Origin of the sequence: Micromonospora sp. NBC_00858 (assembly GCF_045207365.1) — a bacterium.
GTDB lineage: Bacteria > Actinomycetota > Actinomycetes > Mycobacteriales > Micromonosporaceae > Micromonospora.
In genome coordinates, this window is the sequence record NZ_CP108828.1 from 6,119,000 (window position 1) to 6,143,677 (window position 24,678).

A 24,678-nucleotide genomic window follows, 5' to 3' on the forward strand; every position below is an offset into this window, starting at 1 on the left:
ACTCGCCAGTAGGCTACGCGCATGACCGACAGGTACGCGAGCTTCGTCCAATCGGCCGCCGGCCGCGCGCTGGTCAAGCGCCTCGGGCTGCCCGACCCGCCGCGACTGCGCCGACACCACCCCGGCGACCCGCTGCTGCCCGGGCCGGCCCTGCTCGGCGCGGCCACCGGCGGCCGGCTCGCCGAGCCGATCACCAAGATCCTGACCGCCGCCGGGGTCGAGCTGGCCGACCCGGCCGCCGCCCCCGCCAGTGACTCCTCGCAGCGGTACGGCGCACTGCTCTTCGACGCCACCGGGATCACCGATTCGACCGGCCTGCGCCAGCTCTACGACTTCTTCCACCCGCAGGCGCGGGCCGTGCTGCCGAGCGGTCGGGTGATCGTGCTGGGGACCCCGCCGGAGGAGTGCCCGACGCCGCGCGAGGCGACCGCCCAGCGTGCCCTGGAGGGGCTGGTCCGCAGCATCGGCAAGGAGTTCGGCCGCGGCAGCACCGCACAACTCGTCTACGTGACCCGCACCGGCACCGCCGCCCAGGCCCGCCCGGACCACTCAAGCCTTCCGGACGGCCCGGACCTCTCAGCCGGCACGCTCACGAGCCTCGAATCGACCCTCCGATTCCTTCTTTCCGGGCGTTCCGCGTACGTCTCGGGGCAGGTCATTCGGGTCGGTGCCGGCGACGCGAGCGCACCGGCCGACTGGGACCGCCCGCTGGACGGGCAGATCGTGCTGGTCACCGGCGCCGCCCGGGGCATCGGTGCCGCGCTGGCCCGGGTGCTGGCCCGCGACGGCGCCCAGGTGGTGGCGCTGGACATCCCGGCCGCCGGGGACGCGCTGGCAGCGGTGGCGAACGACATCGGCGGGACCGCCGTCCAGCTCGACCTGACCGCACCGGACGCGCCGACCCGGCTCGCCGACCACCTGGCCAGCCGGCACGGCCGGGTCGACGTGGTGGTGCACAACGCCGGTATCACCCGGGACAAGACGCTCGGCCGGATGGACGCCGACCGGTGGGACCAGGTCATCGACGTCAACCTCTCCAGTCAGGAGCGGATCAACGACGTGCTGCTGGAGCGGGAGCTGATTCCGGCCGGCGGGCGGATCGTCGCGGTCTCCTCGATCGCCGGGGTCGCCGGCAACCGGGGGCAGACCAACTACGCCACCAGCAAGGCCGGCGTGATCGGGCTGGTCGGCTCGCTCGCCCCGGCCCTGCGCGACCAGGGGATCAGCGTCAACGCGGTGGCCCCCGGCTTCATCGAGACCCGACTGACCGCACGTATCCCGCTGGTGGTCCGCGAGGCGGGCCGGCGGATGAACAGCCTGGCCCAGGGCGGGCTGCCGGTGGACGTGGCCGAGACGATCGGCTGGCTGGCCTGGCCCGCCAGCGGCGCGGTCAGCGGCAACGTGGTCCGGGTCTGCGGCCAGAGCCTGCTGGGGGCGTGATGGGCGGCGCGCGGCGGGAGCCGGCGGACGGGCCGGACGACGTCTCCCTGCACGACCTGATCGACGGCCCGACGGAGAGGCTGTCGGCGGAGACCCGGGCCGCGGCACGCTTGCCGGACGCGGGCGGCCGTACCCCGGTCGAGCTGCCCCGGATGCCGGCGGCCGGGGCGCTCTACCGGCGGGCGTTGCTCGGTGCGCTGCCGGGCCTCGGCGGAGGGCGGCGCGGGCCCGGCCTGCCGGCGGTCGAGTTGGCCGCGCGCGGGGTGACCGTCGACCGGGCGCACCTGGCCGACTACGACCGGGTCTGCGGGTTCCGGCTCACCGACCGGCTGCCCGCTACGTTCCCGCACGTCATGGGCTTCCCGCTGACCCTGCGACTGATGACCGCGCCGGAGTTCCCCATCCCGCTGACCGGCGTGGTGCACGTCGGTAACCGGATCACCGTGCGTCGCCCGATCACCGCCGACGAGACCCTCGACTTCACGACGTACGCGGAGAACCTGCGCCCGCACGACCGGGGGCGGCAGGTGGACGTGGTGCTGGTCGGCTCGGTCGACGGGGAGGAGGTCTGGCGCGGCGTCTCGACGTACCTCGGTCGGGAGCGCAAGCCCGGCGGCGGTGAGCGGCGCGACGGGAGCGGACGCCCCGAGGCGCCGGCCGCCACAGCCCGCTGGCGGGTGGAACCCCGCGTCGGCACGCAGTATGCGCGGGTGTCCGGGGACCACAATCCGATCCACACGTCCCGACTCGGGGCGCGGCTGTTCGGCTTCCGGCGGCCGATCGCGCACGGCATGTGGAGCAAGGCGCGCTGCCTGGCCGCGCTGGAGAGCCGGCTGCCGGACGCCTACACCGTCGAGGTCGCCTTCAAGCTGCCCGTACCGCTGCCGAGCACGGTGAGCTTCGCCCTCCTGCCGGACGGTGGGTTCGCCCTGCACGACTCGCGCGGCCGGCCGCACCTGGCGGGTCTCTTGCACTGAGACACCCCTGCCGACCCGGATTCGGGATTGGCAGGGTTGCTCTCATGCGCTAAGTTCTTCTCAGATCGAGATGTTCTCAGATTGAGAGAGACATGGTTAACGAGCAGGACTTCCTGGCCGCGTACGACCCCGGGGCCTACCCGTCGGTCGCCGTGACCGTTGACGTGGTGGCGCTGACCATTCGCGACGACGCACTGCACCTGCTGCTGATCCGGCGCGGCCAGCCACCCTTCGAGGGGCACTGGGCGCTGCCCGGCGGCTTCGTCCGCCCCAACGAGGACCTGACCGCCGGCGCCCGACGGGAGCTGGCCGAGGAGACCGGGCTCGGCGGCGAAGGGTTGCGCCGCGTACACCTGGAGCAGTTGGGCAGCTACGGCACCCCCGACCGCGACCCGCGGATGCGCGTCGTCTCGATCGCCCACCTCGCGTTCGCCCCCGACCTGCCGGACCCGGCCGCCGGCACCGACGCCGACGACGCGATCTGGCTGCCGGTGACCGCGCTGACCAGTCGGCAGCTCGCCTTCGACCACGGCCGGATCATCGACGACGCGCTGGAGCGAGCCCGGTCCAAGCTGGAATACACCCCGCTCGCCACCCGCTTCCTCGCCGGCGAGTTCACGATCAGCGAGCTGCGCGCCGTCTACGAGACGGTCTGGGGTCACCCGCTGCACGCCGGCAACTTCCACCGCAAGGTGCTCTCCGTGCCGGGCTTCGTGGAGAGCACGGGCGCCAGCACCGAGCGCGGCGGCGCCCGGGGCGGCCCCCGCGCCCGGCTCTACCGCGCTGGCGACGCCCGGCTGCTGCACCCGGCGCTGCTACGCCCCGCCCGCGAGGAGACGGTGCGATGAGGACCGCGGCGGCCATCCGCCTGGTCACGGCGGCCCGCACCGACGCCGACCTGTTCGGCGCGGACCAGCCGGCCCGGCGTTACCGGGAACTGGTCGCGGCCCTGCATCCCGACCGTCTGCCGACCGACCCGGCGGTACGCGCCGAGGCCACCGAGGCGTTCATCCACGTCACCACGCGGTGGCAGGCCCGGCAGGTCACCGTCCTCGGTGACTATCGCCTCGGCCCGCCGGTCCACTCGGGCGACCTGGCCGATCTCTACGACGTCGGCGACGACCGGCTGCTCAAGCTCCCCCGACGGCCCACCGACAACGACCTGATGGCCCGCGAGGCGCACGCCCTGCGCACCATCGCGGAGCGCGGCGACCCGCGCTACCTGCCGTACGTGCCCCGGCTGGTCGACGACTTCCGGCACCGGGACGTGGCGACCGGCGCCGAGCGGCGGATCAACGTGCTCGCCACCGCGCCCGGCCTGCACGACCTCGACGAGGTGCGGCGCGCGTACCCCGACGGGTTGGACGCCCGGGACGTGGCCTGGATGTGGCGGCGGCTGCTGGTGGTGCTCGGCCTGGCCCACCGGGCGGGCGTGGTGCACGGTGCGGTCCTGCCGCGACACGTGCTGATCGAGCCGGACGCCCACGGCGTGGTGCTGATCGACTGGTGCTTCTCCGCCCCCGTCGGGAGCACGATCCCGGCGCTGGTGCCCGGCCAGGAGGACTGGTACCCGCCCGAGGTCCTCAAGAAGCTGCCCTGCGGGCCGGGCACCGACATTGCGATGGCCAGCCGCTGCATGACCTCGCTGATGAACCGCCAGGCGCCGCGCGAGCTGCTCAACTTCGCCCATGGCTGCCGGCAACGGTCCCTGGACGCCCGGCCCGACGACGCCTGGCGCCTGCTGCGCGAACTCGACCAGGTGCTGGACCGGCTCTACGGGCCACGCACCTTCCGACCCTTCACCCTCACCCCGTAAGGAGCTGTCATGGGCAGTGGAATCTGGTCCACCGACGTGTACGACGCCGCCGACCGCTACCGGCGCTCCACCGGCCGCAGCGCGTTCTCCTACAGCGACAGTGGGGCGCGCACCGTGCACCCCACGCTCGACCCCCGGGACGCGACGCGCGAGAGCCGCGACTCCGACGAGCACCCCCGGTCGACGCCCATCGCGGTGCTGTTCGACGTGACCGGCTCGATGCGCAAGGTGCCGCGCGTCCTGCAGACCAAGCTGCCGCAGCTGCTCGGGCTGCTGCAACGGCAGGGCTACGCCAGCGACCCGCAGATCATGTTCGGTGCGATCGGCGACGCCACCTGCGACCGGGTGCCGTTGCAGGTCGGCCAGTTCGAGTCGGACAACCGGATGGACGACGACCTCGGGCGGATCGTCCTGGAGGGCGGTGGCGGCGGGCAGATGAGCGAGTCGTACGAGCTGGCCATGTACTTCATGGCCCGGCACACCGTCACCGACAGCTGGGAGAAGCGCGGCCGGCGCGGCTACCTGTTCATCATCGGCGACGAGCTGGCGTACCCGCAGGCGAAGGCCCGGGAAGTGGCCGGCCTGATCGGCGACGACCTGACCGAGGACGTACCGCTGCGGCAGGTCGTCGACGAGGTGACCCGCCGCTGGGACACCTACTACCTGCTCCCCGCCGGCAGCCACTACGCCGGCAACGCGAAGGTGCTCGACTTCTGGCGGGACCTGCTCGGGCAGAACGCCGTCGTGCTCGACGACCTCGACGCGGTCTGCGAGACCATCGCGCTCACCATCGGCCTCGGTGAGCAGGCCATCGACCTGGACGAGGGCCTGCGCCACCTGGACCGCACCGGCTCTGGCACCACCGGCACCGTGTCGAAGGCGCTGGCCCGCCTCGGCCGGGGGCGGCGGGCCGAGGTGTCGACGCTGCCGGCCTTCCGCGCCACCGGCGGTGAGGTGACCAGGCTGTGAGGCACGTGGCGGTGGTCGACCTCGGCTACGGCGACGCCGGCAAGGGCACAGTGGTGGACTGGCTCTGCGCCACCCGCCAAGTGCACACGGTGGTCCGCTTCAACGGGGGCGCGCAGGCGGCGCACAACGTCGTGCTGCGCGATGGGCGGCACCACACGTTCGCGCAGTTCGGCGCCGGCACGTTCCATCCCGGGGTCCGTACGCACCTGTCGCGGCACGTGGTGGTGGACCCGCTGGCGCTGGCCGCCGAGGCCGACCATCTCGCCACGGTCGGGGTGCCCGACGCGCTCGACCGGCTGACCGTCGACGGACAGGCGCTGCTCGCCACCCCGTACCACCGGGCCGCCAACCGGGCCCGGGAGATCGCCCGGGGAGCCGACCGGCACGGCTCCTGCGGGCTGGGGGTGGGCGAGGCCGTCGCGTACGGTCTCGCCCACCCCGACGACGCACCCCGGGTCGTCGACTGCCGCAGCCCGGCGCTGCTGCGCCGCAGGCTGACCGCCCTGCGGGACCGACTGACCGCCGAGCTCGGCCCGCTGGACGCGCCACCGGTCGAGGATTGCCTGCCCGCGTTCACCGGGTTCGCCGGGCGGGTCGCGATCGTCGAGCGGAGCTGGCTCGCCGGGGCGCTGCGCGCCGGGACCTGCGTCTTCGAGGGCGCGCAGGGCGTGCTGCTCGACGAGTGGCACGGCTTCCACCCGTACACCACCTGGAGCACCACCACGTTCGCCAACGCCGACAGCCTGCTCGCCGAGGCGGGTCTGCCCGACGGCGCGACCCGGATCGGGGTGCTGCGGCTGGTCACCACCCGGCACGGGGCCGGTCCGCTGGTGACCGAGGACCCGGACCTGCCACTGACCGATCCGCACAACCCGACGAACCCTTGGCAGGGCCGGTTCCGGTTCGGCCACTTCGACGCGGTCGCCCACCGGTACGCCCTCGCCGCGGCCGGCGGGGTCGACGGCCTGGCGCTGACCCACCTCGACCTCGCCGGCCCCGGGCTGCGGATCTGCCGCCGCTACGACACCACCGACCGGCTCACCCCGGGCCCGCCCGGCGACCTGGACCGGCAGGCCGCGCTCACCGCCCGCCTGCTGCGCTCCCGCCCGCTGTACGACGACCCGCCGCCCGACTGGGCGGAGGCGGTGTGCGCGGAGCTGAACACGCCGGTGGTGCTGACCTCGCACGGCCCCACCGCCAGCGACAAGACCCCGCACGGCCCGCTGCTCGCCCCGCCGGCCCTGGTCCGCTCGGCCTGACGCCCGTGGCCGTAGCGGGTGATCCGGCGACTCGGCCACCGGGCAGGTCGCGCCCCGCGAGCATGGGGGGCATGGAAGCCCTGCTCGACCTGCTCCGGGACACGGTCACCTCACCGTGGGTGTACCTGGTGATCTTCGGGCTCACGGCGGTCGACGCGTTCTTCCCCGCGGTACCGGGCGAGGCTGCGGTGATCACCGCAGCGGTGTTCGCCGCCGATGGAGCCCATCCCAACCTGGTCGCGGTGATCGCCACCGCCGCGCTCGGCGCGCTGATCGGCGACCACATCTCGTACGCCATCGGGCGCGGCGGCGGCGCGAACCGGCTCGCCCGATTTCCCGAGTACAGCCGCCGGCGGGCCAGCTCCGAGTGGGCCCGACGCGCGGTGGACCGGCGCGGCGGGCTGATCCTGACCACCTCCCGGTACCTGCCGGGCGGCCGGACGGCGGTCACCCTCACCATGGGCGCGGTGCGCTACCCACGCCGGTCCTTCCTGCTCTACGACGGCATCGCGACGACCACCTGGGCGCTCTACTGCGGGTTGCTCGGCTACTTCGGTGGGCTGGCCTTCGAGCGCCACCCCATCAAGGGCATCCTCGCCGGGATCGGCCTCTCGGTGATCGTCACCCTGGGCATCGAGGGCGTCCGTTGGCTGCGCCGCCGGGCGCACCGCCGCGCCGCCGCCCGCTACTGACTGGGCTGGGCTGCCACCCTCACAGCAGGTCAGCGTCGTGCACCAGGATCGCCAACTGCACCCGGTTGCCCGCCTGGAGCTTCGCCAGTGCCCGACTGACGTGTGCCTTCACGGTGGCCTCGCTCATCGTCAGCCGCCTGGCGATCTCCGCGTTGCCATGCCCGCGCGCCACCTCCCGGACGATCTCCAGCTCGCGCGCGGTGAGCGGGGCGAGTCGCTGGCGCGCCGCGTCCCGACGGGCCGGACCACGCTCGGCGAACGAGCTGATCAGGCGCCGGGTCACCGTCGGGGCGAGCATCGCGTTCCCGGCGGCCACCGTGCGGACCGCAGCGGCGAGCTCGCGGGGCGGGGTGTCCTTGAGCAGGAAACCCACCGCTCCGGCCCGCAGCGCGCGGTGCACGTACTCGTCGAGGTCGAAGGTGGTCAGCATGATCACCTTCGGTCCGGCGGCGACCACCTCGGGCGCGACGGTCAGCCCGTCGATGCCCGGCATCCGCACGTCGAGTAGCACGACGTCGGGGCGTAACCGGTGGGCCTGCTCCAGCGCGCCGGCGCCGTCCGCGGCCTCGCCCACCACCGTGATGTCCTCCGCCGCCTCCAGGATGAGTCGCAGCCCGGCGCGGACGAGTTGCTCGTCGTCAACCACCACCACCCGGATCACGCCGCATCCACCACCGGGATCAGTGCCCGGACCAGGAACCCGGCGTCCACGGGCGCCGCCTCCAGCCGACCGCCGAGCAGTTCCACCCGCTCGCGCAGCCCGAGCAACCCCTGCCCGGCACCGGGCAGGGGTTGCCCGCCCTCGGACGGGCCGTTGCGGACCACCACCTCCAGCCCGTCGGGCAGGTAGCGAAGGCAGACCGTCGTCTCGGCCTCGGCGGCGTGCTTGCGCACGTTGGTCAGCGCCTCCCGAACCACCCGGTACGCGGTGCGTCCCACGGTCGCCGGCAGCGCCGACGGCACGCCCTCGTCCCGTCGCCGCACCCGGAGCCCGGCGGAGCGGGACTCCCCGATCAGCTCATCGATGGCGTCTAGCCCACGCTCCGGCACCGTGGCCGGACCGGCCTGCCGCAGCACGCCCAGCACCTCGCGCAGGTCGGTGAGCGCCTGCCGGCCGGTCTCGCGGATCAGCGCGGCGGCCTCGACGGTCGCCGGGTCGGCGGCGGTCACCTCCAGTGCGCCGGCATGTACCACCATCAGCGACACCTGGTGCGCCACCACGTCGTGCATCTCCCGGGCGATCCGGGTCCGTTCCTCGGCCCGAACCCGGTCGGCACGGGCCTCCTGCTCGCGTTCCAGGCGTTCGGCCCGGTCCCGTAGCGCGGCGAGCGTGTCCCGGCGCGCCCGCACCCAGAGGCCGACGACCAGGGGAAATCCGACCAGACAGGCGGCGAGCAGCAGCACGTTGCCGAAGGTGGCGGTGGTGAGCCGGCGCACGCCGCCCACCGCCAGCCCGACCAGCACCCCACCGGCCAGCACCAGGGCGGTCCCGACGAGGAACCCGGTGAGCCGCCGGCCGCGCAGCCGCAGGCCCGCCTGGTACGAGGCGACCACCCCGGGCGCCGCGGCAGCGAGCACCAACCAGCCGATCGCGGCGGCCAGGAACAGCGGCCAACGGCGGGCCCGGACCAGGCCAGCGGCCCAACCGGAGGCCACGGCGACGAGCAGCACGACGACGGGCGGCAGCGGCGAGCGGACCCCGATCGCGCCGGTCGCACTGGCCCAGACAGCGGCGGCGACCACGACGGCGAGCAGCAGCGGGGCGTACCGGTCGACGACCCGCCGGAGCACGACGGCGCTGGAGGCCACGCAGCGAGCGTAGGGCTCCACCGGCGGGTCGGGCCGCCCGCGCCCGACAGACCCGGGTGCGGTGGGGGAAGACCCCTACCCGCCGTCCGGGCCGGACGCTACCTAAGTGATGTCGCCCGGCTGACCACTGGCCGATGGCGGGAGCCGTCGCCGGCACCAGCATCGGGATCATGGATCTGCTCGACCTGCTGCATCAGACGATGTCCTCACCGTGGGTGTACCTGGCGATCTTCACGATCGCGGTGCTCGACGGTTTCTTCCCGGTGGTGCCGAGCGAGACAGCGGTGATCACCGCGGGGGTGTTCGCGGCCTCCGGCGCGCCGTACCTGCCCGCGGTGATCCTGGTGGCCGCCGTCGGCGCGCTGTTCGGGGACCACATCTCGTACGCCATCGGCCGGGGTGGTGGCACCCGGCTGCTCGACCGGCTTCCGCCCGACGGCCGGCGCCGGGCCGCCGTCGAGCGTGCCCGCCGGGGAATCGCCGCCCGGGGCGGTCTGATCCTCACCGTTGCCCGCTACGTGCCGGGCGGCCGGACCGCGGTCACCCTCACCATGGGGGCGATCCACTATCCCCGTCGACGCTTCCTGGCCTTCGACGCGCTCGCCGCCGGCTCGTGGGGGCTCTACTCGGCGCTGGTCGGCTACCTCGGCGGGATGGCCTTCGAGCAGGATCCGCTGCGCGGCCTGCTGCTCGGTCTGGGTCTCGCGCTGACGGTGACCCTGGTCGTCGAGGTGGTCCGCTGGCTCGGCCGGCACCGCCGTTCTGGGCCGTCGGTGCCGACGACCGCGCCGGTGAGCCGGACACCGGCGCGGTGACGGCAGGTCGGGTCGGTCATTCGGCGGGCGGGCGCCAGGTGACACCGTGCAGGAGTTGGCCGGCGCCGAGCCAGGCCACGTTCATCATCCGGGTGGCGGTCTTCTCCGGGTCGGCGTCCGGGTGGTCCGCGAGCCAGTCGGCCAGCGACTCGGTCGCGCCGACCAGCGCGTACGCGACGACCTCCAGGTCGACGGCGGCGATCTCGCGGCCCTCGGCGCGCAGCGCGTGGTCGAGCATCCCGGCGACCACCTCGACCAGCCGGGCCCGCATGGTGGCCAGCTCGGTGGCAAACGGCTGCTCGCCCCGGGCCTGCCGGTAGAGCACGGCCCAACCGTCGCGGTGCGCGCCGACAAAGCCGAAGAACGCCCTCAGCCCTCGCCAGAGTCGTTCGTCGGCCGGCAGGTCGGGGGCGGCCGCACCGGCGATGGCCTGCATCATCCGAGTGCCCTCCCGGTGCAGGCAGGCGACGAAGAGCTCCTCCTTGGTGCCGAGGTACGCGTAGACCATGGGCTTGGAGATGCCGGCATCCTCCGCGATCTCGTCCATGCTGGCGGCGTGAAAGCCCCGCCGGGAGAAGACCTTGACGGCCGCGTCGAGCATCTGCTGCTCACGGACGGCCCGTGGCAGGCGCTTGAAGGCGGGAGGGGTGGACACCTTGCGAGCATACCTACTCGTGCGTAGGGTTACGCCAGAGTAACCAAGTCCGGACGGCCCGAGAGGTGTTTCCCCCATGACTGACTTCGACCCGGCTACCTTCGCCAACGTCGGCCCCAAGGAGTTCGCCCAGCTGGTCAAGTCCACCCCGGACGACAAGATCGCCCAGGTGATGTCCGGTGACCTGCGCGGCAAGATCCTGGGCGAGGTGTTCGGCCGGATGCCGTCGCTGTTCCGCGCGGACCGGGCCGGCTCCACCAACGCGGTCATCCACTGGGTCGTCACCGGCCGCCCGGACGGCGGCAGCGACACCTACGAGGTGGTCATCGCCGACGGCAAGTGCGACGTGAACGAGACCCCGCAGCACGACCCGAAGCTGAGCCTGACCATGGGCCCGGTGGAGTTCCTGAAGATCGTCTCCGGTGGCGCCAACCCCGTGATGATGTTCATGACCGGCAAGCTGAAGGCGAAGGGCGACCTCGGCCTCGCCGCCAACATCGCCAACCTGTTCGACATCCCCAAGGCCTGAGATGGCCGAGTTCTCGCTCGACCTGACCGAGGAACAGCGGGATCTGCGCGACTGGGTGCACGGCTTCGCCGCCGAGGTCGTGCGCCCGGCCGCCGCCGAGTGGGACGAGCGCGAGGACACCCCGTGGCCGGTGATCCAGGAGGCCGCCAAGGTCGGCCTCTACGGCTTCGAGTTCCTCGCCACCTGCTGGGCAGACCCGACCGGGCTCTCCCTTCCCATCGCCAGCGAGGAACTCTTCTGGGGTGACGCCGGCATCGGGCTGAGCATCTTCGGCACCTCTCTCGCCGTCGCCGCCATCTACGGCGCGGGCACTCCGGACCAGATGGTCGAGTGGGTGCCGCAGTGCTTCGGCGACATCGACTCGCCGGCCGTCGCCGCGTTCTGCACCAGCGAGCCGGAGGCCGGCTCCGACGTCGGTGCGATGCGCACCCGGGCGGTCTACGACGAGGCCACCGACGAGTGGGTGCTGACCGGGCAGAAGGCGTATGCCACCAACGGCGGCATCGCCGGGGTGCACGTGGTCACCGCCTCGGTCGACCCCACGCTCGGTTCCCGGGGCCAGGCGGCGTTCGTCGTACCGCCGGGCACCCCCGGCCTGGCCGCCACCCGCAAGCTGCACAAGCTGGGCCTGCGGGCGTCGCACACCGCCGACGTCTTCCTCGACGGGGTACGCGTGCCAGGCCGCTGCCTGCTCGGCGGCCGGGACGCACTGCTGGAACGCCTGGACCGGGCCCGCTCCGGGCAGCGCGCCAGCGGGCAGGCCGCGATGCGCACCTTCGAGCTGTCCCGACCCACGGTGGGCGCGCAGGCGCTCGGCGTGGCCCGGGCCGCCTACGAGTACGCGCTGGAGTACGCCAAGGACCGGGTCCAGTTCGGACGGCCGATCATCGAGAACCAGGCGGTCGCGTTCGCGCTGGCCGACATGCGGATGGAGATCGACGCGGCGCGGCTGCTGGTCTGGCGGGCCTCCTGGATGGGCCGCAACAACCGCCCGTTCACCGCTGGCGAGGGTTCGATGTCCAAGCTCAAGGCCGGTGAGGTGGCGGTGTCGGTCACCGAGAAGGCGGTGCAGCTGCTCGGCGGCGCCGGCTTCCTCCGCGACCACCCGGTGGAGCGCTGGTACCGGGACGCGAAGATCTACACCATCTTCGAGGGCACCTCCGAGATCCAGCGGCTGGTGATCTCCCGGGCGATCTCCGGAATGCAGATCCGCTGACCAGCCCTGGCCGGTCCCGTCTCGCCGGGGCCGGCCAGGGGCTTGCCGCCGTACTCCCTGCCCGCCGTCCCTGATCCCACGATCCGTGCCGTCTTCGTCACCCCGCGCCGTCGCCGGCTGGGCAGGGTGCCGAGCCCAGTGCATGATCAAGGAAGACGCCCTGACGGACGGGGGGTCCCTTGCCCCGTCCGCGCACCCCCCAAGGAGGTCTGCGGCATGGACCTGCCGTTCGTCATTGCCACGCTGACCCGTCGAGGGCTGCTCACCCCCGGCCGGCCGATCCGGGTCGCCTCGCAGCTCAACGCTTTGCGCACGTGGGGATGGAGCCTGGCCGGCGAGCTACGCCAGGCAGCCGCCCGGGACCCCGGCCGACCGGCGATCATCGACGAGGACGGCGTCGAGCTGACCTATCAGGACCTGCTCGACCGGGCCGAACGGATGGCCCGGTCGATGCGGGCGGGCCTCGGCGTACAGGCCGGCGACCGGATCGGCGTGCTCTGCCGCAACCACCACGGGCTGATCGAGACGATCGTCGCGGCCACCCTGCTCGGCGTCGACTCGGTCCTGGTCAACACCGGGCTCTCCGCGGCTCAACTGGCCACCGTCGCCGAAGAGCAGCAGCTCCGACTGCTGGTGCACGACGACGAGTTCGCCGAGCGGGTCATCGGCCTCCCCCCCGAGCTGTCCCGCCTCGACGAACGCGCCCGCGAGGAGATGGTGGCCGGGGCACTGCCGGGCGAGCTGCGCCCGCCGGAGCGGGACGGCCGCATCATCGTGCTCACCTCGGGCACCACCGGTGCGCCGAAGGGGGCCCGCCGCCCCACGCCGAGCGGCTTCGGCCCGCTGGTGTCCATCATCGACCGGATCCCGCTGCACACCCGCGACCGGGTGATGATCGCGGCACCGATGTTTCACACCTGGGGGTTCGCCGCCCTCCAGGTCTGCTTCGCCCTGCGGGCCACCATCGTGCTGCACCGCCGCTTCGACCCGGCCGCCACGCTCGCCGCCCTGGTGGCACACCAGTGCGACGCACTGTTCGCCGTACCGGTGATGGTGCAGCGGCTGCTGGAAGTGCCCCCACCAGACCCGCGCCCCCCACTCAAGGTCGTCGCGATCAGCGGATCGGCCCTACCCGGCGGGCTGGCACCGAAGTTCATGGACGTCTACGGGGACGTCCTGTACAACCTCTACGGCTCCACCGAGGTCTCCTGGGCCTCCATCGCCGGTCCGGAGGACCTGCGCCAGGCGCCCACCACGGCCGGCCGGCCGCCGCACGGCACCCGGCTGCAGATGCTCGACGACGCTGGCAAGCCCGTTCCCGACGGCCGGGTCGGGCGGATCTTCGTCGGCAACGAGATGCTCTTCGAGGGCTACACCTCCGGTAGCAGCCGGGAAATCCGGGACGGACTGCTCGACACCGGCGACCTCGGGCGGCTCAACGCCGACGGGCTGCTCTTCGTCGACGGCCGGGCCGACGACATGATCGTCTCCGGCGGCGAGAACGTCTTCCCGTCCGAAGTGGAGGACCTGCTCGCCCGACTGCCGCAGGTACGCGAGGCGGCCGTGATCGGCGTACCCGACCCCGAGTACGGCCAGCGGCTGGCCGCGTTCCTCGCCCTGCACCCCGGCGAGACGCTCGATCCCGAGGCGGTCCGCGAGTACGTCCGGCACTACCTGGCCCGCTTCTCCGTCCCCCGGGACGTGGTCTTCGTGAAGTTCCTGCCCCGCAACGCCACCGGCAAGGTGCTCAGCCGCGAACTGCGCCGCTACTACAGCTGACCGACCACTCGGAGGTAGCGGGTCAGGACCGACGCCCGCGCCAGCTCTACCCCTGGTGTCACCGCCCTGAGCGTGGCGAGGGAGCGGGGACGTCGGCGTGGGTCCTCGCGGCGGCGCGACCCGGCGTGTAGCCGTACTCGCGGGCAAAGGCGGCGATGAAGGCGGACGGGCTCGCGTAACCGATGCGGTGGGCGACCTCGCCGACCGACAGGGTCTCCAGCAGCGCCAACGCCGCACGCAGGCGCAGCCTGGTCCGCCATCGGGTGTACGACATGCCGAACTCGCGGACGAAGTCGCGTTGCAGCGTCTTGACGCTGACGTGCAGGCGTTCGGCCCATTCGTCGAGGCGGGTGGGATCGCCGGGGTCGTGGGCCAGTGCCATGCCAACCGTCACCGCGACGCCCGAACCGCCGGACTGCCGGTCGTTGTCGGATTGGGCCCGGGGCGTGAGCCCGGCCATGATGCGGCTGCGGCTCGCTGGCGCGTCGCACTCGTCGTAATCCCGGTCGGTGAGGGCCAGGACGAGCCGTGCGGCGTCGGCGTCGATGGCGGCGGCCCCGGCCCGCAGCCCGTCGAGGGCGGCGGGCACCTCGCGCAGGCAGATCCGGTAGATGGTCTGCCGGTCCGCTGCGTGGACCTCGTGGGTCACCGCGCGGTGGATCCAGAAGACCTCGTCCGGGCCGATGAAGCTGGTGTGCCGGTCGTGCCGGGCGGAGAGCAGGCCGTCGGGCGACCAGTAGAGCTGGTGCAGGAAGTCGTCCCGGTTCTCGCCGAACGCCAGGCGGGTCATCGAACGGTACTTCAGGACGAGGATGCCGTCGGGCCGGCCGAGGCCGTAGCCGAATTCCTCGCAGCTGACGGGATCAGCCGCGCGGAGGCTCGCGAGGGCCGCGCTCTGACCTCTCCGCGACATGGGATGACCTCTCGTCGACATTCTGGAATCACAAGTAAGGCTAGCCTAAGCTTCGCAGGCCACCGGGCTGCACCCCCTCTGAGCTCGTCAAAGGAACAGCCGATGTCCGTACGACAGCATTGGCGGCTGACCGTCGCCGCAGCCGTGGCGGTCGCCGCGGTAACCGGTTGCGGATCGGGCGACACCGAGACCGCCGCCCCGTCCAACGGTGACTCCACCGCCACCCGCGTCTTCTCCGCCGACAACGGCGACATCACCATTCCGGTCGGCCCCGAGCGCGTCGTCGCCACCGGCTACGCGGTGCCGGTCCTCATCGAGGCGGACGCCGCCCTGGTGGGGATCTCGACGTGGAAGCGCGGCCTGGCGATGATGACCGAGCAGGACCGCGCCACCTACGACCGGCTGCCCAAGGTCGCCGGCGAGGCGGCTGCCGAGACCAACTACGAGGCCATCGCCGCCGCCAAGCCGGACCTCATCGTGATCGGTGTGCCGAAGCCCGTCCTCGGCGACATCGACATGAAGCGGCTCGAGAGCATCGCGCCCGTCGTGGCGATCGGCCCGACGGTTCCGGACGCCTGGCGCGAGCTGTCCCGCCGCCAGTCCGACGCCGCCGGCCGCACCGAGCACTTCCAGGCGGCCAAGGACGCGTACGAGAAGAGGTCCGGGGAGCTGAAGGCCAAGTACGGCACGGCGCTCGCCAGCCTGAAGTTCGGGCACGTGGGCGCCTACGGCGACATCTCCAAGGGCACGTTCCAGCGCGAGTTCGCCAAGGCGTGGGGCACGAACATCGCCCAGGACGCGGGCGTGACCTACTACGGCGAGGTCAAGGAGAAGGCCGGCGGTGGGCGCGACGTCAGCGAGTACCCGGCGCTTGAGGAGTTGCCGGAGAGCCTCGGCGAGGCGGACGCCATCACGTACACGGTCCAGCCCGACGGCACCCCCGCAGAGGCGGTGAAGCAGGTGCTCGACTCCGCGCTGTGGAAGAACCTGCCCGCGGTCAAGGCCGGCCGGGTGTTCCCACTCCAGTACACGGAGGCGGCGACGTACGAGTCGGCCATCAAGACCCTCGACTCCATCGACAAGGCCCTCGCGCCGCTGCTCACCCGATGACCGTCGACCGGCACGACCCGGCGGCGCGGGTCGCCGCCCACCACCGCGCCGGCAGCGGTACGGCCCGGATCGGCTACCCGATCGGGGTGCGGCGCGTACGGATCCTCGCCCGGCAGCAGTTGACCCCGCGCATGCTTCGGCTGACCCTCGGCGGTCCGGCCCTCGCCGGGTTCCACACCTATCAGGCCGACGACCACGTCAAGATCGTCTTTCCGGATCCGGACGGCACCCGACGCGACCCCGTGGCGAACGCGCAGGAGATGCTCGACTGGCCGCGGCCGCTGCCCACCACCCGCAAGTACACCATCCGTCGGTACGACGCCGCCGCCCACAAGCTCGACCTCGACTTCGTGCTGCACGACGGCGGCGTTGCCTCGACCTGGGCGGCCTCGGCGGCGATGGGCGACGAGGTGACGATCGCCGGCCCGCCCGGGGCGAAGGCGTTCCCGCACACCTACGACCACTACGTCTTCGCTATCGACGGCACCGCTCTGCCAGCGGTCGGCCGGTGGCTGGAGGACTCCCCGGCCGACGTGTCGGCCCACGTGGTGGTCGAGGTCGACGCCGACGCCGAACGGGGCTACCCGCTGACGCGGCGTGCCGGGGTGGCGGTGACCTGGCTGGTACGCGACGGCGACCACTCGGCGCTGGCGGAGACGGTGCGGTCGCTGCGCCTGCCGGCCGGGCGGACGTTCCTCTTCGCGGCCGGCGAGGCGACCGACATCAGGCCGCTGCGTGCCTGGAGCCAGGACCACGTCGACTCGCTGATCACCGGTTACTGGAAACGTGGGATCGCCGGGCTTGAAGACTGACCTGTCTCGCCGAGCACCCCTCCTGCTCGTGTCCGCCGCGCTGCTCGTCGTCGCGGCGGGCGCGAGCATGGCGGTGGGTGCCCGCGCCGTCTCGGTGGTCGAGGTCTGGCGGGCCCTCACCGACTTCGCCGGCACCGCCGACCACCTCGTCGTACGCGACATCCGACTGCCCCGCACGATCCTCGGCGTCTGCGTCGGCGCTGCCCTCGGCGCGGCCGGCGTGCTGATCCAGACGCTGACCCGCAACCCGCTGGCCGAGCCCGGCATCCTCGGCGTAACCGCCGGGGCCGGCTTCGCGATCAACCTGGGTGTCCTGGCGGGCGTCGCCGGATCGCAGGCCGGTCAGCTCGGGCTCGCGGTGGCCGGTGCCGCCCTCGCCGCGGTCGTGGTCTACGCCGTCGGGCGGGTCTCGCCCCTGCGGCTGGTCCTGGCCGGCGTCGCGCTGGGCTGGGTCCTGATGGGCATCTCGCTCGGCCTGCGGCTGACCTTCCCCGACGTCTTCGACCGGTTCCGGTTCTGGTCGGTGGGCGCGCTCGCCGGCACCGAGCAGACGCCGTTGCTGCTGCCCGTGCTGGTGACCGTGGTCGCCCTGGTCGCCGCGATGGCCGCGACCGGGCCACTGAACGCGCTGGCCCTCGGCGAGGACGTCGCCCACGCGCTCGGCGCCCACGTGACGCGGATCCGGATCACCGTCCTGGTGCTCGTCACCGTGCTCACCGGCCTCGCCACCGCCGTCGCCGGGCCGATCGCGTTCGTCGGCCTCATGGTGCCGCACCTGGCGCGACGGCTGGCGGTCGACTCCATTCCGTGGATCATGGCGTACTCGATGCTGCTCGGGCCGGTCCTGCTGCTCGTCGCCGACATCGGCTCGCGGATCCTGCTGCCCACCGGCGAGGTCCCGGTGTCGATCGTCACGGCGTTCCTGGGCGGCCCGGTGCTGATCTGGGCCGTCCGCCGCTACGGTGCGGCGGCACTGTGAGCACGCTGACGCTCCGGGCGGGACCGGCCGTGGTCGTGGTCGAACGGCGTACGGCCGTCGTGTCGTCGGTGCTCGTCGCGGTCGCAGCGTGCCTCGCCCTGCTGGCCCTCTGCCACGGGCAGGACTGGGCCACCCCGGCGGAGGTGTTCACGGCCCTGACCAGGGGCGGCGAGTCGGCCTTCGTGATCAGGGAGTGGCGGTTGCCCCGGGTGGCGGCCGCACTGGTCTTCGGCGCCTCCCTGGGGCTCGCCGGGGCGATCTTCCAGAACCTGACCCGCAACGCGCTGGGCAGCCCGGACGTCATCGGCCTCGACGCGGGCGCGTACACGGGTGCGCTGGTGGCGATCACGCTGCTCAACGGCACCGCCGGGCAGCTCGCTGCGGGCTCGGTGGCGGGCGGGCTGCTGGCCGCCGCGGTCATCTACCTGCTGTCGCTGGACTCCGGGCTCAGCGGCCTACGGCTGGTCATCGTCGGGATCGCCGTCAACGCGATGCTCACCGCGCTCAACTCCTGGATCGTGCTGCGGGCCGAGATCGACGTGGCGCTCGCCGCCACCGGATGGAGTGCCGGCTCGCTCAACGGGGTCGACTGGGCCGAGATCCGGTTGCCGTTCGCCGTCATCGGCCTGTTCGTGCTGCTGCTCCTCGTGATCTCCCACGCCGTGCACCAGGCGGCACTGGGCGACGAGATCGCCCGCACCAGCGGCCTACGGCTGGGTCGGCTACGGCTGCTGATGGTCCTGGCCGGTGTGGGCTGCACCGCCACCGTGACCGCGGTCGCCGGGCCGGTCGTGTTCATCGCCCTCGCCGCGCCCCAGATCGGCCGGCGGCTGGCGCGGGCCGCGGGCGTACCCCTCGTGCCGGCGGCCCTGACGGGCGCGGTGCTGCTGCTTGCGGCCGATCTCATCGCGCAGTTGCTGCTGGCGCCGGTCGCTCTGCCGGTCGGTGTGGTCACCACGGCGATCGGCGGCTGCTATCTCATCTGGTTGTTGAGCATGGAGGTGAAACGACGGTGAGCAGCCGCCTGACCGCAGAGGACGTCACGCTCGGCTACGGCGAGCGGGTGGTGTCGACGCGGGTGAGCCTGGCCGTGCCGGACGGTTCGTTCACGGCCATCGTCGGGCCCAACGCGTGCGGGAAGTCGACGTTGCTGAAGGCGTTCGTCCGACTGCTCACGCCGTCGTCGGGAGCGGCGCGCCTCGACGGCCGGGACGTCGCCGACCACCGGCCGAAGCGGTTCGCCCGCCAGGTCGGGTTCCTGCCGCAGGGCCTGGTCGCCCCGGAGAACATCGTCGTCCGACGGCTCGTCGCCCGGGGCCGCTACCCGCACCAGTCCCTGCTCGGCACGGGATCGGCCGCCGACGAGGAGGCAGTCCGCTCGGCCATGGCGGTGGCCGGCGTCGCGGACCTGGCCGAGCGGCCCGTCGAGGAGCTGTCCGGGGGGCAGCGGCAACGGGTCTGGATCGCGATGGTGCTGGCGCAGGAGACGCCCTACCTGCTGCTCGACGAGCCCACCACGTTCCTCGACATCACCCACCAGTACGAGCTGCTGGCGCTCTTCGCGCGGCTGCGCGACGAGGGCCGCACGATCGTCGCGGTCCTGCACGACATCAACCAGGCGTGCCGCTTCGCCGATCACATCGTGGCGATGAAGGACGGCCGAGTCGTCACGCAGGGGCCGCCGGCCGACGTGGTGGACGCGGCCCTCATGCAGGAGGTCTTCGGCCTGCCGAGCATGGTGATGCCGAACCCGGCCACCGGCACCCCCATGGTGGTGCCGACCGTCTGAGGCTGCACACGCCCTCCTCTCACCGGTCAAACGGCGGCGAGGGGGGCGGGGGTTGCCCGGGTTCAGCCGGGAATCGTGATCCGGCCGTCGACCGCGGCGGCGGCGATGTCGGTGCGGTGCTGCGAGCCGGCCAGCTCCACCCCGTCCACCAGCGCGTACGCGGCGGTCCGGGCGGCTGCCAGGTCGGCGCCGGTGGCCGTACCGCAGAGCACCCGGCCGCCGGCGGAGAGCAACGCGCCGTCGTCGGCCCGGCGGGCGGTGCCGGCGTGGATGATGCCCGGCCGGTCCGCGCCGGTGATCACGTCGCCGGTGCGCGGCGCGGCTGGATAGTCCTGCGCGGCGAGCACCACGGTGACCGCCGCGCCGGGCTGCCAGCGCAGCGGCGGATGCCCCGCCAGCGTGCCGGTGGCCGCCGCGTGCAGCAGCCCGCCCAGCGGGGTCTCCAGCAGTGCGAGCACCACCTGGGTCTCCGGATCACCGAAGCGGGCGTTGAACTCGATCACTCGGGGGCCGGCGGCGGTCATCGCGAGCCCGACGTAGAGCAGGCCGGCGAACGGCGTGCCCCGGCGGCGCATCTCGGCCAGGGTGGGGTGGACCACGTCGCGCATGACCTCGTCGACCAGGCCGGGCGGGGCCCAGGGCAGCGGTGCGTACGCGCCCATCCCGCCGGTGTTCGGGCCGGTGTCGCCATCACCGATCCGCTTGAAGTCCTGTGCGGGCAGCAGTGGCAGCGCCGCCTCGCCGTCGGTGACCACGAACAGGCTGACCTCCGGGCCGTCGAGGAACTCCTCGACCACGACCCGGCCACACTCCCGCGCGTGCGCCAACGCGGCGGACCGGTCGTCGGTGACCACCACGCCCTTACCGGCGGCGAGGCCGTCGTCCTTCACCACGTACGGCGCGCCGAACTCATCCAGCGCCCGCGCGGCGCTCTCCTCGTCCGTGCAGGCGTACGCCCGGGCGGTCGGCACGTTGGCGGCGGTCATCACGTCCTTGGCGAACGCCTTGGACCCCTCCAGCCGGGCGGCCTCGGCCGAGGGGCCGAACACGGCGATGCCCTTGGCGCGTACGGCGTCGGCGACGCCAGCGACCAGCGGCGCCTCCGGCCCGATCACCACCAGGTCGGCCGCGGTCTCCACGGCCAGCGCGGCCACGGCGGCCGGGTCGGTCGGAGTGACCGCCCGCACCTCGGCCACGCTGGCGATCCCCGGATTACCAGGCGCCGCGATCAGCGCCGTGACAGCCGGATCCGCCGCCAACCCGAGCGCGAGCGCATGCTCCCGCCCCCCACCACCCACCAGAAGAACCCGCACGACCCGAAATCCTACTGCCCCCACCCCCGCCCGCCGGCGACAGCCGGTGATCATGAAGTTAGCGGGCCAATGGATCACCGAAAGCCCTGCAAACCTCATGATCGACGGGATCGGGCGGCGGCGAGGGCCTGCCGGACGGTTTGCGGGATGTAGTCGGGTTGGAGGGTGTCCGACCAGGTGAAGCGGAGGACGGTCCAGCCGGCGTTGACCAGGCGGTTCTGGCGGCGGCGGTCGGCGAAGACCGCCGCTGGCGAGGCGTGTGCGTCCCGACCGTCCGCTTCCGCGATCACCCTCGGGCCCCGCCAGCCCAAATCGCCGATGCCGAGCAGGTATCCGTCGCCGTCACGTACCTCCAACTGGAGGGCATCCGGCGGCACACGCCCGTCGACGCACCGCAGCCTGGCTCGGGTCTCAAGCGGCGACTGGGCCCGACCGTCCGCTTCAGCCAGGTAGCCCCGTGCCGCCACCGCACCCCGCCTGCCTCTGATCAGCGTCGGAATGGTCGCCAGACACTCGGTGGTGAGCAACCCCAGGCTGAGTGCGGAGTCGAGCACCGAGACCGCTGGGTACCGGCGCTCCCGCAGAATCAACTCGGTGACGGTCACCCGCGACGTCGTCGCCGCGATCCCGTTCACCCGCAGCACCGTGCCGGACGGATGTTCGAGTTGGTGCAGCACGATCGCGGGATCGGAGACCCGCGCCAGCTTCGCTGCCCTACCCGGCAGCGCCACATGGATCTCGTCACGACGCGGAAGACCGGCGATGCCGTGCAACTCGGCTGCGGTATCGAACACCGCGTGCGCCTGTGGGCCCAGCGACAGGACAGCGGCGCGGATACGACACCGCCGGGCGGGCGGTTCGTCGAATCGACCGTGCGTGAGATAGACCGCTCGCGCGAGTGGGCGCCATCGACCGACGGCCACCAGGTGATCGATGTCGTGCCGGCTGAACCCCGCACGCAGCGCCTGCGCCCGGGTGATCAGGTCATCCTGAACGGCGGCGATGGAGCGGAACAGGTCTGCGCGATCCACGAGGACCACGCTGACTGCTCACCCGACCCACCCACCACCCCTGTGGATAACCCTGTGGACAGGACCGCCTTCAGCCCTGCTGATCATGAGGTTGGCGGGACTTTTGTAGATCGAATCCCCCGCCAACCTCATGATCAACCAGATGGTGCCCGGGGTTAGGGGAGGAGGGGGTGGAGGAGGACGTTTTCGTCGCGGCCGGGGCCTACGCCTACGACGCTCACCTTGGTGTTGCAGAGTTCCTCTACGCGGGCGATGTAGCGGCGGGCGTTCTCCGGCAGCTCGTCAGCGGTGCGGGCCTTGGTGATGTCCTCCCACCAGCCGTCGAGCTCCTCGTAGACGGGCTTGGCGTGGTGGAAGTCGGTCTGGCTCATCGGCATGTCGTCGACCCGCTCGCCGTTGATCTCGTAGCCGACACAGATCGGCACCTTGGGCAGCCCGGTGAGCACGTCCAGCTTGGTGATGACCAGGTCGGTGACGCCGTTGAGGCGGCAGGCGTACCGGGCGACGACCGCGTCGAACCACCCGCACCGGCGCTCCCGCCCGGTCGTGGTGCCGTACTCCGCGCCGATCTTGCGCAGGTGATCGCCGTTGGCGTCGAACAGCTCGGTCGGGAACGGGCCCGCGCCGACCCGCGTGGTGTACGCCTTGCTCACCGCGATCACCTTGCTGATCGCGGTCGGCGGGATGCCGGCGCCCACGCAGGCGCCGCCGGCCGTCGGGTTGGACGAGGTCACGAAGGGATACGTGCCGTGGTCCATGTCCAGCATGGTGGCCTGGGCACCCTCCAGCAGCACCGTCTCGTCCCGGTCCAGGGCGTCCCAGAGCATCGCCCGAGTCTCCGCGATGTACGGCTTGAGCCGCTCCGCGTACTCCAGGTACTCCTCGACGGTCGCCTCAAGGTCGATCGCCTTGCGGTTGTAGACCTTGAACAGGATCTGGTTCTTCTCGCGCAGTGCGAGTTCCAGCTTCTTGCGCAGGATGCCCGGGTCGAGCAGATCCTGGAGCCGGATGCCGATCCGGGCGACCTTGTCGCCGTACGCCGGGCCGATGCCCCGGCCGGTGGTGCCGATCCGGGACGAGCCGAGGTAGCGCTCGATCACCCGGTCCAGCGCCCGGTGGTGCGGCATGATCAGGTGCGCGTCACCGGAGATCCGCAGCCGGGACACGTCGACGCCACGCTCGGCCAGGCCGTCGATCTCGGCGAGCAGCACCTTCGGATCGACCACCACACCGTTGCCGATGACGATCATCGCGTTGGGCGAGAGCGCGCCGGATGGCATCAGGTGAAGCGCGTACTTCTGGCCATCCGGGGTGATCACCGTGTGGCCCGCGTTGTTGCCACCGGAGTAGCGCACGACGTAGTCGACCCGCTCACCCAGCAGGTCGGTAACCTTGCCCTTGCCCTCGTCGCCCCACTGAGCGCCGATGAGCACGATCGCTGGCATCTTTTCCGCCTCCAGAAGGCTCGGGTGCCAGGTGGCGACCGGTTGGCGAGCCCGGGGTGTCAGGTTAACAAGTAGTGACGGCGTGGCCGGCAGCGGTCGCGGCGAGAGGCAGGAGGCTCCTTCCGTGTACGACGTGGTGCTGCTCACCCTCGGTTCGGAGCGGGACGCTCCCGGGGGCTGCGGCAGCGGCGGGGCCTGCTGCGGCGGCGCGACCGAAGCTGACCCGACGACAGGGGCCGACACCGGCACGACCGGGGGCACCGGTCCCGGCGAAAGCACCCAGGGCGACGCCGACCGGTGCGTCACCGAGCGACCCCGCGTACCGGTGCTGGCCTGCGCCGACGCGCTGAACGCCCGAGGCGCGCGGGTGCAGACCGTCACCGCCCGCTCGGACGCGGAGATCGACGAGGTGTTGGCGGGGCTCGACGGCCCGCCCCGCCCGGACGGCCTCACCTGGCCGGACCCGGACGGCAAGACCCGACTGGTCGTCGCCACGGCGAGCGACGCGCAGTTGCGCGCCGTGCTGCGCCGGCTGGTCCGGCGGTACGCACCAGCGCCGAGCCGCCGACCGGCGGACCTGCCCGGTGACCGGACCCTGCCCGACCTGCCGCCGGTGGCCGTACTCCCGCTCGACCCGGCGCGTGGCGGCACCCACCGGGACCTGGCCGCGCAGCTCGGGCTGCCCCGCGACCCGGCGGCGGTGGCCGCCGCGGTGCTGGACGGCACGCCACGCCGGCTGGACCTGCTGCGTAACGACGGCGGCTCGGTGACCCTGGACGGGGCCCTGCTCGGTGCCGCCGACGACGCCGGTCGGCCGCTGCACTGGCGGGCCCGCGTGGAGGTGGACGACGCGATTCTCACCAACGGCGACGAACCGCTGCTGGCCTGCGCGATCGGCAACGCCGGCGGGTACGCGACGCTCGACGACGTGACGCTCCTGGCCGCGCCGGATCCGGCCGACGGCCAGGTCGAGGTCGCGGTGGCCGTGCCGGTGGTCGTCCGCTCGGCGTTGGGCAGGAAACGGGTACGCCTGGAGGTGCGGCGGGCTCGCGGGCGGGCCGTGTCGGTGCTGCCCAGGGAGGGAAAGGTGCCCTACCTCGACGACGGCGTCGAGGGCGAGCTGACCCGGAAGCGGTCCTGGTGGGTCGAGCCGGGCGCCTGGGCGGTCTGGTCGATCTGACCCCGGCTGCGCCGGCCGGCCCTCCTCGGCCGGTGGGCCTATCCTCGCAGGAGGACTGGGGAGGCCGTAATGGACGAGAAAGCCGACCGGGCGCAGGTGCCCGGCCAGCATCCGGTGCCGGAGCGGGACATCGAACCACTCTGGCCACCT

At 72.8% G+C, this 24,678-nt stretch carries 24 protein-coding genes; 17 read left to right on the forward strand and 7 right to left on the reverse strand.

The features are described 5' to 3' along the window. Positions 1-21 precede the first annotated feature (21 nt). From OG990_RS28595 to OG990_RS28625, 7 genes are all read left to right on the forward strand, one after another. On the forward strand, positions 22-1,440 hold the full coding sequence (locus OG990_RS28595) for a 3-oxoacyl-ACP reductase (RefSeq protein ID WP_406077743.1): 1,419 nt from the start codon (positions 22-24) through the stop codon (positions 1,438-1,440). A gap of 152 nt (positions 1,441-1,592) precedes the next feature. Next, positions 1,593-2,417, forward strand: coding sequence for a MaoC/PaaZ C-terminal domain-containing protein (locus OG990_RS28600; protein WP_386986765.1), 825 nt, complete (start codon positions 1,593-1,595; stop codon positions 2,415-2,417). 92 nt (positions 2,418-2,509) lie between these two features. Then, positions 2,510-3,265, forward strand: a complete 756-nt coding sequence (locus OG990_RS28605) for an NUDIX hydrolase (protein WP_406077744.1) — start codon at positions 2,510-2,512, stop codon at positions 3,263-3,265. Then, positions 3,262-4,233 (forward strand): serine/threonine protein kinase, encoded by a 972-nt coding sequence (locus OG990_RS28610; RefSeq protein WP_328422337.1) that lies wholly within the window; start codon positions 3,262-3,264, stop codon positions 4,231-4,233. The genes OG990_RS28605 and OG990_RS28610 overlap by 4 nt, the downstream gene beginning before the upstream one ends. Before the next feature lie 9 nt (positions 4,234-4,242). Further along, positions 4,243-5,202: a hypothetical protein gene (locus OG990_RS28615; RefSeq protein ID WP_406077746.1), complete on the forward strand. Its 960-nt coding sequence runs from the start codon at positions 4,243-4,245 to the stop codon at positions 5,200-5,202. Further along, complete coding sequence (locus OG990_RS28620) at positions 5,199-6,461, forward strand: adenylosuccinate synthetase (RefSeq protein WP_406077747.1); 1,263 nt, start codon at positions 5,199-5,201, stop codon at positions 6,459-6,461. Before OG990_RS28615 ends, OG990_RS28620 begins: the two co-directional genes overlap by 4 nt. A 71-nt stretch (positions 6,462-6,532) precedes the next feature. Then, positions 6,533-7,153, forward strand: a complete 621-nt coding sequence (locus tag OG990_RS28625; RefSeq protein WP_386985955.1) for a DedA family protein — start codon at positions 6,533-6,535, stop codon at positions 7,151-7,153. Between the two features lie 19 nt (positions 7,154-7,172). On the opposite strand, the gene OG990_RS28630 is transcribed toward OG990_RS28625, so the two are convergent. Together OG990_RS28630 and OG990_RS28635 are read right to left on the reverse strand one after the other, a co-directional pair. Further along, positions 7,173-7,814: a response regulator transcription factor gene (locus tag OG990_RS28630; protein ID WP_328422329.1), complete on the reverse strand. Its 642-nt coding sequence runs from the start codon at positions 7,812-7,814 to the stop codon at positions 7,173-7,175. Next, complete coding sequence (locus OG990_RS28635) at positions 7,811-8,962, reverse strand: sensor histidine kinase (RefSeq protein ID WP_406077748.1); 1,152 nt, start codon at positions 8,960-8,962, stop codon at positions 7,811-7,813. The genes OG990_RS28630 and OG990_RS28635 overlap by 4 nt, the downstream gene beginning before the upstream one ends. Positions 8,963-9,129: 167 nt before the next feature. Here OG990_RS28635 and OG990_RS28640 point away from each other — a divergent pair, with 167 nt between their 5' ends. Next, positions 9,130-9,777, forward strand: coding sequence for a DedA family protein (locus tag OG990_RS28640; RefSeq protein WP_406081922.1), 648 nt, complete (start codon positions 9,130-9,132; stop codon positions 9,775-9,777). A gap of 16 nt (positions 9,778-9,793) precedes the next feature. On the opposite strand, the gene OG990_RS28645 is transcribed toward OG990_RS28640, so the two are convergent. Further along, the gene (locus OG990_RS28645; protein WP_328422326.1) at positions 9,794-10,432 is read right to left on the reverse strand and encodes a TetR/AcrR family transcriptional regulator; all 639 of its coding nucleotides are present in this window, start codon (positions 10,430-10,432) and stop codon (positions 9,794-9,796) included. A gap of 76 nt (positions 10,433-10,508) precedes the next feature. Here OG990_RS28645 and OG990_RS28650 point away from each other — a divergent pair, with 76 nt between their 5' ends. From OG990_RS28650 to OG990_RS28660, 3 genes are all read left to right on the forward strand, one after another. Next, positions 10,509-10,961 (forward strand): SCP2 sterol-binding domain-containing protein, encoded by a 453-nt coding sequence (locus tag OG990_RS28650; RefSeq protein ID WP_328422324.1) that lies wholly within the window; start codon positions 10,509-10,511, stop codon positions 10,959-10,961. A gap of 1 nt (position 10,962) precedes the next feature. After that, a complete protein-coding gene (locus OG990_RS28655) occupies positions 10,963-12,177 on the forward strand; it encodes an acyl-CoA dehydrogenase family protein (RefSeq protein ID WP_406077749.1) in 1,215 nt (404 codons plus the stop codon). Positions 12,178-12,393: 216 nt separating this feature from the next. Further along, on the forward strand, positions 12,394-13,956 hold the full coding sequence (locus tag OG990_RS28660) for an AMP-binding protein (RefSeq protein ID WP_406077750.1): 1,563 nt from the start codon (positions 12,394-12,396) through the stop codon (positions 13,954-13,956). A gap of 58 nt (positions 13,957-14,014) precedes the next feature. Here the strand turns inward: OG990_RS28660 and OG990_RS28665 are convergent, their stop codons facing one another. Further along, the gene (locus OG990_RS28665) at positions 14,015-14,869 is read right to left on the reverse strand and encodes a helix-turn-helix domain-containing protein (RefSeq protein ID WP_406077751.1); all 855 of its coding nucleotides are present in this window, start codon (positions 14,867-14,869) and stop codon (positions 14,015-14,017) included. A gap of 102 nt (positions 14,870-14,971) precedes the next feature. On the opposite strand from OG990_RS28665, the gene OG990_RS28670 reads away from it, so the two are divergent. Genes OG990_RS28670 through OG990_RS28690 form a run of 5 tightly spaced genes read left to right on the forward strand, consistent with a single transcriptional unit; the run spans position 14,972 to position 19,559 of the window. Continuing rightward, on the forward strand, positions 14,972-15,979 hold the full coding sequence (locus OG990_RS28670; protein ID WP_406077752.1) for an ABC transporter substrate-binding protein: 1,008 nt from the start codon (positions 14,972-14,974) through the stop codon (positions 15,977-15,979). Then, complete coding sequence (locus OG990_RS28675; RefSeq protein WP_406077753.1) at positions 15,976-16,791, forward strand: siderophore-interacting protein; 816 nt, start codon at positions 15,976-15,978, stop codon at positions 16,789-16,791. Before OG990_RS28670 ends, OG990_RS28675 begins: the two co-directional genes overlap by 4 nt. After that, positions 16,781-17,770, forward strand: a complete 990-nt coding sequence (locus tag OG990_RS28680) for a FecCD family ABC transporter permease (RefSeq protein ID WP_406077754.1) — start codon at positions 16,781-16,783, stop codon at positions 17,768-17,770. Before OG990_RS28675 ends, OG990_RS28680 begins: the two co-directional genes overlap by 11 nt. Then, positions 17,767-18,786, forward strand: coding sequence for a FecCD family ABC transporter permease (locus OG990_RS28685; RefSeq protein WP_406077755.1), 1,020 nt, complete (start codon positions 17,767-17,769; stop codon positions 18,784-18,786). Before OG990_RS28680 ends, OG990_RS28685 begins: the two co-directional genes overlap by 4 nt. After that, positions 18,783-19,559 carry an ABC transporter ATP-binding protein gene (locus tag OG990_RS28690; RefSeq protein WP_406077756.1) on the forward strand — a complete coding sequence of 259 codons (777 nt, stop codon included), beginning with the start codon at positions 18,783-18,785 and terminating at the stop codon, positions 19,557-19,559. Before OG990_RS28685 ends, OG990_RS28690 begins: the two co-directional genes overlap by 4 nt. 62 nt (positions 19,560-19,621) lie before the next feature. Here OG990_RS28690 and purD read toward each other — a convergent pair whose 3' ends face one another. From purD to OG990_RS28705, 3 genes are all read right to left on the reverse strand, one after another. Then, positions 19,622-20,872 (reverse strand): phosphoribosylamine--glycine ligase, encoded by a 1,251-nt coding sequence (gene purD / locus OG990_RS28695; RefSeq protein WP_406077757.1) that lies wholly within the window; start codon positions 20,870-20,872, stop codon positions 19,622-19,624. 95 nt (positions 20,873-20,967) lie between these two features. After that, positions 20,968-21,903 (reverse strand): hypothetical protein, encoded by a 936-nt coding sequence (locus OG990_RS28700; RefSeq protein WP_406077758.1) that lies wholly within the window; start codon positions 21,901-21,903, stop codon positions 20,968-20,970. A 155-nt stretch (positions 21,904-22,058) separates the two neighbouring features. Next, a complete protein-coding gene (locus OG990_RS28705; protein WP_355600920.1) occupies positions 22,059-23,348 on the reverse strand; it encodes an adenylosuccinate synthase in 1,290 nt (429 codons plus the stop codon). 124 nt (positions 23,349-23,472) lie between these two features. Between OG990_RS28705 and OG990_RS28710 the strand changes: the two genes are divergently transcribed. After that, complete coding sequence (locus OG990_RS28710; protein WP_406077759.1) at positions 23,473-24,528, forward strand: hypothetical protein; 1,056 nt, start codon at positions 23,473-23,475, stop codon at positions 24,526-24,528. Positions 24,529-24,678: the final 150 nt, after the last annotated feature.